The organism is Kocuria palustris, assembly GCF_016907795.1.
Lineage (GTDB): Bacteria > Actinomycetota > Actinomycetes > Actinomycetales > Micrococcaceae > Kocuria > Kocuria palustris.
In genome coordinates this window covers 2,752,338-2,763,657 of the sequence record NZ_JAFBCR010000001.1, presented here as the reverse complement: position 1 = coordinate 2,763,657, position 11,320 = coordinate 2,752,338, and the positions used below count along the sequence as shown (strand labels likewise).

Genomic DNA, 11,320 nt, shown 5'->3' with positions numbered 1-11,320 from the left:
GCACGCTGGTCTCATTCCGCGCGGCGGTGGCGATACGTGGAGTGTTCATAGCCCGACCCCTCGGTCGTGTAGCCCCGGCCCCTGGTGTGGCGGACCGAACGGCGGGTCAGGGGCGAGGCGGTATGCTCGCCGCTGCAACGCCGCGTGCAGCTCGTGATCCAGGGCATCCATCTTACGTGGAGGGCGGGGCCGGGCGAACTTCGCCACGACTTGTTCCATCCGCTCGGCGACCTTACGCTCAGGGCTGGAAGCGGCCGGAACCAGCGCCGGGTAGAGCAATGCGTCGAGGCCGTCGGGATCGCGGTAGATCGCGACGGTGCGGGCGTGGGCGAAGACGTGCGGGTCGATCTGGTTCCAGTCGAGGACCCATCCGGCCTCGACCGCGAGCTGGTTGAACAACGTGAACTGGCTCCTCGTGTTCACTCACGGAAGGGGCGGATCGCTGTCGTCTCTCCCCACGCCCAGGCCAGGCCCTCGGAGAGCCCGGCCCGGTCCCGACCGCGAAGGTGATCCATCTTCGCGAGGACACCGAACACGCGGACGGCCTCGTCGGGGATGAACTCGGGCAGACAGTGCGCGATGCCGGTCCCACCGGGGCCGGTGTTCGTATCCCGCAGGCGGCCGCCCCAGGTGTAGAAGCCCTCGACCAGGCGGCGTGGATAGCCTGCAAAGGTGGCAGGTCAAAGTCGCCGATGATCGGGGTGCGGGCCAGCTCGCGGGCACGAAGGCCGGTGACGGCGGTCTCGGCTTCCTTCCACGCTGCCGGATCGGTGTAGCCGGGGATGTTGACGAGCACCTCGGTGCCGGGATCTGTGCAATGATCCGGCATCACCGTCCACCCCCACCCGCGACCCTGGCCTGCGGCGTGCTACCGGGTGATGCCGTACTTCGCGTCGATCTGCGCCAGCCGGACGGCGATGGCGATGGCGTCATCGCCGGGCATCTCACCGGCCAGCACCTTGCGATCCAGGGCGCGGTCGGCGTCGGACTCCTCTCCGCCAGCCATCCGCTGGCCAGCAGTGACCTGCGCTTCGAGCCGGTCGATCTCGGCCTGTGACAAGGCCTTCGTCGTCGCCATGACCAGTCCTCCTTCATGCTCGACCGACACCTTCCGGTCTACCGTCCAGTACCGACACCTACCAGTGGATCCACCCGTGGGGCGGGGACTTGCTCCATCAGGCGCAGTCGCGTCACTGGATGGGTGCGCAGGCGATCCCAACACCAGTATCCGGCGGCAGTCTATCCGCGCAGGGTGTGTCTGTGACGGCGTTCTGGTAGATTCGGGTCGTACCGAGGGGTGTCCCGTCAAGGGGCTGAGATACCACTGGACGTTGTCAGCGTGGTGACCCTAGAACCTGATCCGGACCATGCCGGCGAAGGGACTGGTCTAGCAGGGCTTCTTTCCTTCGCTGGCCTCCACGCTAGGAGGTCACAGTGTCTCATGCTGTTGTCGTTCCTGACACTTCCTCATTTGACGCGCACCCAAGGGTCGCGGTCATTTCTGTCCTCATCAAAGACGACCATGTCCTCTTGGCGCGACGTGCGAACCCTCCCGATGCAGGATTCTGGGGATTCCCGGGCGGGAAGATCGAATTCGGAGAAACAATCGCCCAAGCCGCCGAACGCGAACTCAGTGAAGAAACCAGCATCATCAGTGAGGCCACCGGTGTCTTGACCTGCCTTGACGCGTTCAGCCGCGACGAGAACAGACCATTAGTCAGTCATTTCGTGCTCGTCGCCGTGCTCTGCCGGTGGCGCTCGGGGCAACCCCACGCTGGCGACGATGCCCTCGAAGCACGCTGGTTCGCCCTCGACGAAGTCGACGAAGCCCGGCTGACCCTGAGCAAGGATGTCGCCGAGGTCGCTCGGTACGCCGCCACACGGCAGCAGAAGGAAGTGTGCGCATGACGGTCAAGAACGTCCTGTCCATCGCGGGAACCGACCCCACCGGTGGGGCAGGCATCCACGCCGATCTCAAAGCCTTCTCAGCGATGGGCGCCTACGGCATGGCCGCGATCACTGCGGTCGTGGCGCAGAACACGCGCGGTGTGCGCTCGTTCGTGCCCCTTGATCCGTCATTCGTTGGTGAGCAGATCGATGCAGTGTTCGACGATGTGCGTGTCGACGCGGTGAAGATCGGTATGGTCGCCAACGCCGCCATCGCCGAGGTCATCGCCGAGCGCCTGCACCACCACGAAGCTGAGACCGTGGTCCTGGATCCGGTGATGGTCGCCAAGAGTGGCGACAGGCTGTTAGACGACGATGCGGTGGCTGCCATCCGGGACACCCTCGTGCCGCTGGCCACGGTCATCACCCCGAATCTTCCCGAAGCCGCCGTGCTCCTCGATACCGAGGATGTCACTAATCTGGGGCAGATGGAGGACCAGGCCACCCAGCTGCGTGGACTGAGCTGTCAGTGGGCTTTGCTCAAAGGCGGGCACCTCACGAGCGAGACGGTCAGTGTCGACTACCTTGCCGGCCCCGACGGCGTCTCCACCTACTCGTCTCCCCGGGTCGAGACCCTCAACGACCACGGCACCGGTTGCACCTTGTCGTCGGCAATCACTGCGCTGTTGCCCGGCCACTCGGTGCCCGAAAGTGTGGACCAGGCGAAGACCTACCTGCAAGACGCTCTGGTTGCCAGCGACCGCCTCAACGTCGGCCAAGGTCATGGTCCTTTGCACCATTTCCACCAGTTCTGGCCGCGCGGGTAGGGATGCAGAACAACCCCTTCTCGTTCCGCGCGATCGGGGGCCAACCACATCGACTCATGAAAGGAGCCGTGACTATGACGCGAAAGATGTTTCTCGCCGGCCCGTTCAAAGCTCTCGTCGATGCTGACACCCATGTGATGGGCGATGCCGAGATCGACAAGTACACCTCGATCATCGACTTCTTCGAAGGCCAGGGGTGGGATGTGCACTGCGCCCACCGCAGAGAGGGCTGGGGTCGTGAGTTCATGGAACCCAGCGAGTGCACAATCATCGACTACACGGAGATCGCCGCCTGTGACGTCTTCGTCGCGTTCCCCGGCGCACCCGCGTCCCCGGGCACGCACATCGAGATCGGGTGGGCCTCAGCCTGGAAGAAGCCCGTCGTCTTGCTCCTCGAAGAGGGAGCTGAGTACGCGTTCCTCGTCCGGGGCCTCCCAGCGGTCGCCGACGTTGAGAAGATCATCATCGATCCCGAGCAGCCCACCGCGCCACGCATCCTCGCTGCGATCGAGCGCGTGCAGGGAGGAGCCGTCAGTGAAGCCTGAGTATCCCGACCTCCACACGCTCTACCTGGATTCACTGCGACAGGTCTACACCGGGTTCGAATACCAGAACAGTCCCCGTGGGCAGGACGAACGCGAAATCATCGGCTTCACCGCGCGCCTGACCAACCCCGCCCGGCGATATTGCTTGGCGCGGTCGCGTCGGCAGAACATCATCTTCAACTACGCCGAAGCACTGTGGTACCTCTCGGGGAAGAACGACCTCGACTTCATCCGCACCTACGCGCCCTCGATGAGCCGGTGCAGTCCTGACGGTCTCAGCCTGCCGGGCACGGGGTATGGTCCCAAACTGCTCAGGGACGTCGGCGGCGAGACCGCGATCGAACGAATCGTGAACATCCTCAACGACGATGACCCTGCGAGCAAACGTGCCGTCCTGCAGATCTTCGACCACTCCGAAGACATCTACCGCCGCAACATCGATGTCTCCTGCACGCTAGCTCTCCAGCTGTTGCGCCGTGACGACCGTTTGCACATGGTCGCGTTCATGCGCGCCAACGACGCGTACATGGGATTGCTCAACGACACGTTCTCCTTCACGTTCGTCCAAGAATTCCTCGCCTCGATGCTGGGACTGACTCCGGGCGTGTACATCCACAACGTCGGCTCGATCCACATCTACGAAAAAGACCTCGCCAAGGTGGACAGCCTCCTCGATGGCGATGAGCAGACGATCGTGGAGGAACCCAGCACACTTCCACGGCTACCCTCGGGAGCGAGCCTGGACCAGGTGCACCAGGTCTTGGACTTGGAGCAGTCGATCCGTGCAGACAGGCTCCCAGGCCGCGCACTGGCGACCGTTGACCTTCCAGAAGCGTGGGTCGACATTGTCCGCCTGTTCTGGATCCACCGGCAACTCCAATGTCAGCGACCAGTCGACCCATCGATGATCGGCGACCTTCATCCCCTCCACCGGGAGCTGGTCGTGAATCGATGGCCCAGCATCGAAAACGCGAGCGTGAGGGCGGTGCGGCAGTGACGACATCATGGACGACTCCGGCAGTATCAGCAGGGTTCGCTGCCTACGACGACTATGTCGAAACCCGACTGGCCTACACCCCGCTCGTCAACGATCTCCAAACCGCCTGCGGCCGAGAGGCGATCGTGCTCGATTATGGGTGCGGCAGCGGAAAAGTCTCACGACGCCTCCTCGACGCCGAGGCCGCAGCGCAGGTCGTCGGTGTCGACATCAGCACCGACATGATCACCCTCGCCCAGGTGCAGTCCCCGCAACCGACGGCGCGATTCCACACCATCGACAGCGGCCACGTACCCTACCCTGACGCCACATTCGATGCGGTCGTGTGCTGCTTCGTGTTCATCAACGTGCCCACACGCGAGGAACTGAGAGCTATCGCCCGTGAACTCGCCCGAGTGCTCACGCCGACCGGCACGCTCTTCATCGTCGACAGCAACCCGGCGGCCACAGGAATACCGTTCCCGACCTTCCGCAGTGGCGAGCCCGGCAGACGCTACCGCGACGGAGACGAACGCAGGGTCAGCTTGCAGATCCCCGGCGCCGGTGTTCTCGAGCTTGTCGACCGGCACTGGTTCATCAGCACCTACGAGGCGGTGCTGAACGAGGCCGGTTTCACAGTGGACCAGGTCACCGACCGCGGAGCACAATCGGTGGAGGACGTCGGCATGCAGTCGCCCATCGACCATCCACCGTTCATGCAGATCACAGCCCACTTCGCGGCGGCCTCCGAGTCCACGATCGGGGCTGGGTAGATGACATGCGGCCGTTCCTATCCGAAACCGGCGACGCTGGCGGCAGTGGTCCGGGAAGGGCGAGTCCTTCTCATCCGTCGGGCCCATATGCCCGATGCTGGGCGCTGGGCATTCCCCGGGGGAAAGATCGACCTCGGTGAGACCCTGACCGTCGCGACCGTGCGCGAACTCGCCGAGGAAACGGGAGTGCACGCCACACCCGGTGATGTCTTCGATGCTGTCGACGTCATCGATGCCGACCACGATCTGCATTATGTTCTGATCGCGGTGCTCTGCCGATGGGAACGGGGGGAACCGGTCTCGGGCGATGATGCGCTTGAGGCGGCGTGGTTCACTCTCGAGGAAATGGATGCGATACCGGTGGCGCAAACATTCGACGTCCGCGCTATTGCCGAAACCGCGCTCGAGCTGGAGCGCGAGCAACAAGAGCGTCCAAAATAAGACAAGCAAAACGAGAAGCCAGAATGCCCAATTGTCGGATAGCCATGATTGATTTCCGGTGTTCTGTGACATTGCTTCCAGTGACAACAAACCGGGGGCCGAGACCGACTTGTGGAGAGGGTGGCTTCCGTGATGTGATGGTCGTGCGACACGGGGTGCCGCCCGTTCCAGCTTTCGAGCATGGGACGCGGTCGGCTGAGATGACACCCGTTGAACCTGATCCAGTTAGCACTGGCGAAGGGAATGTCCGTACTTGCACCCGCCGACAACGTTGGCGGTGTCGGCGCACCATGAGAGGGGCTTCGCCCCCTTCTGGCGCGCACGGGTTGCCTTCGCCTCGACATCGAGAGGCATACACATGGCACACACTATTCTCCCCCTCACCGAGCAGATCGTCCTCGTCACCGGAGGGGCCCGCGGACTCGGAGCTACGATCACTCGCGCGTTCCTGGCCCAGGGTGCGCGGGTGGTGATCAACTACCACGCATCCCAGGAGGCCGCGGAGGACCTCGCCGCCGGCCACCCTGGACAGGCGATCGCGATCCGGGCTGATGTCCGCGACCGTGCCCAGGTCGACGCGCTCGTCGCTGAGGCAGCCGATCACCTTGGCGGGCGGTTCACCACGGTCGTCAACAACGCCCTGGCCGACTTCTCCTTCAACGGCGATGCCCGCTCCCACGCGGACCAGATCTCCTACGAGGAGATCACCGCACAGTTCACCGGTTCCGTGCAGGGACCTCTCAACGTCATCCAGGCAACGCTTCCCGGCATGGTCGAGGCAGGCTTCGGCCGGATCGTCAACATTGGTACGAATCTTTTCCAGCACCCGGTCGTTCCCTACCACGACTACACCGCGGCGAAAGCCGCGCTGCTGTCTCTGACCCGGACCTTCGCTGATGATCTCGGCCCGCAAGGCATCACCGTGAACATGGTCTCCGGTGGCCTGCTGCAGACCACGGACGCTTCGTCTGCGACGCCTGAGGCGGTCTTCGAAGGCATCGCCGCAGGTACCCCGCTGCGGGCGGTGACGACGCCGGAACAGCTCGCCGACCCGGTGGTGTTCTTCGCCTCCCCGTGGGCCAGGGGTGTGACGGGGCAGAACCTCATCGTTGACGGCGGGCTCGTCAAGGGGTGAGCACCGTGGAAGTCAAGCAGGCCCACTTCAATCTGTTCATCCACGGTGTTGGCCATCACAGTGCGGCCTGGCGGGCACCGGAGTCGTCGGTCGAACGACTCACGGAGGTGGCTTACTACCAGGAGCTGGCACGAGTCGCCGAGCGCGGCTTGCTGGACGCGGTGTTCTTCGCCGATGGCCACTCACTGGAACCGGCCACGGCCGGTGATGGTCCCAGGTGGCACCTCGAGCCGCTGACACTCCTGGCGGCATTGGCTCAGGCCACTGAGCGGATCGGGCTGGTCAGCACGGTCTCAGCCACGTTCTACACACCTTTCCATGCCGCCCGGATGCTGGCGAGCCTCGATCACATCTCGGGCGGGCGGATCGGCTGGAACGTGGTGACCTCAATGTTCGATACCGAGGCGCAGAACCACAGCATGCCCCGCATGCCCGATCACGCGACTCGCTACGCCCGGGCCGAGGAGTTCGTCGACGTCGTCCTGCGGCTATGGGACTCGTGGCCAGAGGACTCCATCCTCATCGAACGCGCAGAGGCACCCGATGGGCAACCAGGCCGGTACGTGGACGGCTCCCGACTCGTGGAGCTGAATCATTCCGGTGAGCACTTCGATGTGCGTGGTCCGCTCAATGTGCCCCGCCCGCCGCAAGGACACCCGGTGCTGTTCCAGGCCGGTGCCTCCGAGCAGGGACGGGACTTGGCCGCCCGCCGGGCCGAGGCCATCTATGCCGTGGCCTATGACGTGCAGGCGGGACGGGAGTACCGCAGTGATGTGCGTCGCCGGATCACAGGTGCCGGCCGTGACCCGGACACGGTGGCGGTCATGCCCGGCCTGGTGGCCTATGTCGGATCGACCATGGACGAGGCACGGGCCCGGCAACGAGAACTCGACGTCCTCCTGCCGACGGAGAGCTCTCTGCGGCAGTTGAGCACCTTCATCGGACAGGACGCATCCGCCTGGGACCTCGACGCCCCGGTACCGCCCCTACCCCCGCTGGAGGCCTTCACCGGCCCCAAGGGGCGATACGCCACAATCTTGCGCATCGTCGAGACCGAGCAGCCGAGCGTGCGCGAGCTACTGGGCCGGCTTGCCGCCGGTGGCGGACACTGCACGATGGTCGGCGCCCCGGAGACGATCGCCGATGAGATCGAACTCTGGCTCGACACCGGCGGCGCGGATGGCTTCAACCTCATGCCACCGTCCCTGCCGCAGGGGATCGAGGACTTCGTCCACCACGTCATCCCCGAACTGCAGGCCCGCGGACGATTCCGGACTCAGTACGAGGGCACAACGTTACGAGAGCACCTGGGTCTGACAAGGCCCAAGCACTGACCCGTCGAGAGCAACGCTGCTTCCGGTGTCAACGTGCACCATCCGCAGCACCACCGGGGCCCGCGCTGGGCAGCGGGCTTGGGAAATCGTGACCCTTTGATGTCGGCAGCGGCAGATGCCGCGAGCGGTCGAGGGCTCCAGCCACTCACATTGCCCTTCAGGAGGCTATCCATGCAGAACAGTACGCCCACAACTCGTGACCAACCCGGGTCGGCTCAATCGACTCATCGGTGGAGCGTTGTCGATATCGTCATCACCGCCGTCCTCGGTTTCGCAGTCGGTTTGGTGTTTTGGGCCTGGGCTGCCAGCTGGGCCGTTTTCCAGCTGTGGACGAACGCCTATCCGCCGCTCATCGGTCTCTTCGGCGGAGTCTGGGTACTCGCCGGACCCCTGGCTGGCCTCATCATCCGCCGTCCAGGCGCTGCGCTGTTCTGCGAGCTCATCGCCGCCACTGCCGAGGCGGTGCTGGGCTCGCACTTCGGGGCGACAGTGATCATCTCAGGACTCATTCAGGGCCTGGGAGCCGAGGCCGGCTTCGCGCTCCTGGGCTACCGACGTTTCGGACTCGGTGCAGCCTTGTTCTCGGGGGCACTAGCCGGAGTCGGTCTGGGCGTGGGCGGAATTCTGAGGTCCTATGCGGCATGGACCACTCAGGCCCAGACCGTCTACATCCTCCTAGCGGTGCTCAGCTGCATCGTGATCGCTGGCCTGGGCTCCTGGCTCCTCACGCGCGCACTCGTGAGAACTGGCGCCCTCTCTTCGGTCGCGGCGGGCCGGGCCGCCAAACGCATCTGACCATCACCGGAGCGAAAACATTCAGCGCGACCGGTGTCTCAGTGTCTCGTGACGCTCGCTGGTACGGGCTCGACGCATTTGCCTCCAGCCCAGAGGCACCAATCGCGCCCACGATTCGCTCCCTGCTCCTATTCAAGGATTTCTGTATGACCCCCCTTTCCGTTACGGCCCGCGGTTATGGCTGGACTCATGCCGGCAGGACCCGGCCAGCGTTCTCCGGACTCGATCTGCACATCGAAGCTGGGCAGCGCGTTCTCCTCGCCGGTGCCTCCGGAGTCGGAAAGTCCACGCTCCTCCACGCCATCACCGGTGTTCTGCCAGCCGTCTCCGGTGATGCCACGGGGTCACTGCTCGTCGGTGACGCTCCACCGGCAGCCTCACGCGGGGCTGCGGGCCTCGTCCTGCAGGACCCCGACTCCCAGGTGATTCTCGCCAGAGTCGGTGATGACGTCGCCTTCGGTATGGAAAACCTCGGTCTGCCCGCCGAGAAGATCCCCGAAAGGGTGCGCACAGCACTGGAGACTGTGGGTCTGCCGGTGGAGCCCGACCACCCGACCCTGGCGCTGTCTGGCGGGCAGAAGCAACGTCTGGCCATCGCCGGCGTCTTGGCCATGGAACCCGGAGTGATCGTTCTCGACGAGCCCACGGCCAACCTCGACCCCGATGCGGTGCATTCGGTCCGCGATGCCGTCCTGGCAGCACAAGCACGCTCCGGGGCGACCATGGTGGTCGTCGAACACCGCTTGGAGATCTGGGCACCCCATGTTGATCGCATCCTCGTGTTGGGTCCAGAAGGGCTGCTGGCCGACGGCGATCCCAACACTGTGCTCGGCGACATGCGCCTACGCGACTGCCTCCAGGCCGCGGGACTCTGGCTGCCCGGCGCTGTCCCTGGAATCGCCTACACCCCGACCACGCGAGGCGAGGAGATGCTCTGTGCTAAGGACATCACCGTCGCTCGTCCCGGCGCAGAGCCGGTCGCCACGGTGTCGGCGCAGGTACGAGCAGGTCGGGCTCTCGCGCTCACCGGCCCCAACGGCAGCGGAAAATCCACCACGGCTCTCACTCTGGCAGGTCTGATACCAGAAGACGCGGGGACAGTGACCGCTTCGCAGTCCCTGCTCGCCGGCCCTCACCGCCCGAAATGCGCACAGCCCTCACAGTGGAAGTCCCGCTCACTGGTGACACGGATCGGAATGGTCTTCCAAGAAGCAGAACACCAGTTCCTTCGCCACACGGTCGCCGAAGAACTAGCATTCGGACCCCGCCAAGCCGGGTACTCGAAGACCCAGATCCAGGCGCGCGTCGACGAGCTCCTCGAACGATTGAAGCTTGACCGGCTGGCTCAGGCTCATCCGCAGACGCTCTCCGGCGGCGAGAAACGCAGACTGTCAGTGGCCTGCATGCTCACTGCCGCACCGCAGGTCTTGATCGTCGACGAACCGACCTTCGGCCAAGACGCACTGACCTGGCGAGAGCTGACGAAGATGTTCGCCGAGGAACTGGCCTTGGACCGGGCCATCGTCGCCGTCACCCACGACGAAGCCTTCGCACATGCCCTCAGCGCGGATCGCTTGGACTTCAACGGACCCAGCGCGGTCCCAGCACAAGAGAACAACCCAGCTGAGGCCATCAACTCGGTCCACGTCCATGACGAGGGCGGGGAGGCTTCGCATGTCTGAGTCGCGTATGCTCCCGGTGGGATCAGTCCAACCCATGACGAGGAGGAAAACGCGCCCCGCCCAGGACTTCCTCATTCCGCTGCGACGGCCGACACAGGTCTCGCGTGCCAACCCCGTGGCCAAGCTCGCAGCAGTTCTGATCCTCATGATGGGAGTACTGCTGAGCATCGACCTTGTCTCGGCAACCGTGATGCTCCTACTCCTACTGGCCATCGGGTTGCCCGCAAGCGGGCTCGACGTGGGTGCCATGCTCCGCCGACTCTGGGTCCTCCCGGTTGCCGCTGTGATCGCGGGCTGGGCCACAGCCATCATGGCGGCGAAGACCGGTACTGTGCTTGTGGAGTTGGGGCCCTACCTTATCACCTTGGGCTCGCTTGAAGCCGGTGCCGCGATCACCGTGCGCTCCCTCGCCCTGGCACTGCCGGGCATCGTCGTAGCGGCGACGACTGATCCCACGGACCTCGCCGACGGGTTAGTCCAGCACCTGCGGCTCTCGGAGCGTTTCGTTCTCTCCGCGCTGGCCGCCGCCAGACTCGTGACCCTGTTCATCGAAGAGTGGAAAACACTCGTACTGGCCCGCCGTACTCGAGGCGCGGGTGCGGACTCGCTGTTCTCTCGGGCCACAGCGATAGTGCCTTTGGCGTTCGCACTCTTAGTGCAGGCGATCCGCCGCGGAGCCCGGCTGGCGATGGCGATGGAAGGACGTGGATTCGGGACGCAAGCACGAACCTGGTCTCGGGCCTCACGCTTCCACGCCCGCGACGCCTGGCTGGTTATCACAGCCACTTGTTTCAGTGCCGCCTCCATTGGTGTGGCGGTGATGGTCGGTACCTGGCAGCTCATCCTCACCTGAGAGTGAATAACTGACCGCCGCGGACGATTCCGAACTCAGTACTAGGACACCGCGGCCCGACATGACCAGGGA

At 64.6% G+C, this 11,320-nt stretch carries 13 protein-coding genes and 2 riboswitches; of the genes, 11 read left to right on the top strand and 2 right to left on the bottom strand.

Annotated elements, in window-relative coordinates; translation table 11 throughout:
- Positions 1 to 45 precede the first annotated feature (45 nt).
- Both JOE55_RS12360 and JOE55_RS12355 read right to left on the bottom strand, forming a co-directional pair.
- The gene (locus JOE55_RS12360; RefSeq protein ID WP_204783074.1) at positions 46 to 399 is read right to left on the bottom strand and encodes a hypothetical protein; all 354 of its coding nucleotides are present in this window, start codon (positions 397 to 399) and stop codon (positions 46 to 48) included.
- Positions 400 to 868: 469 nt separating this feature from the next.
- Positions 869 to 1,078 (bottom strand): hypothetical protein, encoded by a 210-nt coding sequence (locus JOE55_RS12355; protein ID WP_204783073.1) that lies wholly within the window; start codon positions 1,076 to 1,078, stop codon positions 869 to 871.
- 205 nt (positions 1,079 to 1,283) lie between these two features.
- Positions 1,284 to 1,400: riboswitch (TPP riboswitch) on the top strand.
- A gap of 34 nt (positions 1,401 to 1,434) precedes the next feature.
- On the opposite strand from JOE55_RS12355, the gene JOE55_RS12350 reads away from it, so the two are divergent.
- The 11 genes from JOE55_RS12350 to JOE55_RS12300 all read left to right on the top strand — a co-directional run bounded on the left by JOE55_RS12350 (position 1,435) and on the right by JOE55_RS12300 (position 11,248).
- Positions 1,435 to 1,908: an NUDIX hydrolase gene (locus tag JOE55_RS12350; RefSeq protein WP_137319559.1), complete on the top strand. Its 474-nt coding sequence runs from the start codon at positions 1,435 to 1,437 to the stop codon at positions 1,906 to 1,908.
- Positions 1,905 to 2,714, top strand: a complete 810-nt coding sequence (gene thiD / locus JOE55_RS12345; RefSeq protein WP_137319560.1) for a bifunctional hydroxymethylpyrimidine kinase/phosphomethylpyrimidine kinase — start codon at positions 1,905 to 1,907, stop codon at positions 2,712 to 2,714. The genes JOE55_RS12350 and thiD overlap by 4 nt, the downstream gene beginning before the upstream one ends.
- 74 nt (positions 2,715 to 2,788) lie before the next feature.
- Positions 2,789 to 3,259, top strand: a complete 471-nt coding sequence (locus tag JOE55_RS12340; RefSeq protein ID WP_204783072.1) for a nucleoside 2-deoxyribosyltransferase — start codon at positions 2,789 to 2,791, stop codon at positions 3,257 to 3,259.
- Positions 3,249 to 4,256: a thymidylate synthase gene (locus JOE55_RS12335; protein ID WP_137319561.1), complete on the top strand. Its 1,008-nt coding sequence runs from the start codon at positions 3,249 to 3,251 to the stop codon at positions 4,254 to 4,256. The genes JOE55_RS12340 and JOE55_RS12335 overlap by 11 nt, the downstream gene beginning before the upstream one ends.
- A complete protein-coding gene (locus tag JOE55_RS12330; RefSeq protein WP_204783071.1) occupies positions 4,211 to 5,008 on the top strand; it encodes a class I SAM-dependent methyltransferase in 798 nt (265 codons plus the stop codon). Before JOE55_RS12335 ends, JOE55_RS12330 begins: the two co-directional genes overlap by 46 nt.
- On the top strand, positions 5,009 to 5,449 hold the full coding sequence (locus JOE55_RS12325) for an NUDIX hydrolase (RefSeq protein WP_137319563.1): 441 nt from the start codon (positions 5,009 to 5,011) through the stop codon (positions 5,447 to 5,449).
- A 141-nt stretch (positions 5,450 to 5,590) separates the two neighbouring features.
- Positions 5,591 to 5,710: riboswitch (TPP riboswitch) on the top strand.
- A 97-nt stretch (positions 5,711 to 5,807) separates the two neighbouring features.
- Entirely contained in the window at positions 5,808 to 6,584 is a 777-nt protein-coding gene (locus JOE55_RS12320; protein ID WP_137319564.1) for a 3-oxoacyl-ACP reductase, read from the top strand.
- Positions 6,585 to 6,589: 5 nt separating this feature from the next.
- The gene (locus JOE55_RS12315; protein WP_204783069.1) at positions 6,590 to 7,918 is read left to right on the top strand and encodes an LLM class flavin-dependent oxidoreductase; all 1,329 of its coding nucleotides are present in this window, start codon (positions 6,590 to 6,592) and stop codon (positions 7,916 to 7,918) included.
- A gap of 171 nt (positions 7,919 to 8,089) precedes the next feature.
- Positions 8,090 to 8,713, top strand: coding sequence for an ECF transporter S component (locus JOE55_RS12310; protein WP_175406952.1), 624 nt, complete (start codon positions 8,090 to 8,092; stop codon positions 8,711 to 8,713).
- A gap of 146 nt (positions 8,714 to 8,859) precedes the next feature.
- The gene (locus JOE55_RS12305; protein WP_204783068.1) at positions 8,860 to 10,395 is read left to right on the top strand and encodes an ABC transporter ATP-binding protein; all 1,536 of its coding nucleotides are present in this window, start codon (positions 8,860 to 8,862) and stop codon (positions 10,393 to 10,395) included.
- Positions 10,388 to 11,248: an energy-coupling factor transporter transmembrane component T family protein gene (locus JOE55_RS12300; RefSeq protein WP_239546664.1), complete on the top strand. Its 861-nt coding sequence runs from the start codon at positions 10,388 to 10,390 to the stop codon at positions 11,246 to 11,248. Before JOE55_RS12305 ends, JOE55_RS12300 begins: the two co-directional genes overlap by 8 nt.
- The last annotated feature ends 72 nt before the right edge of the window (positions 11,249 to 11,320 follow it).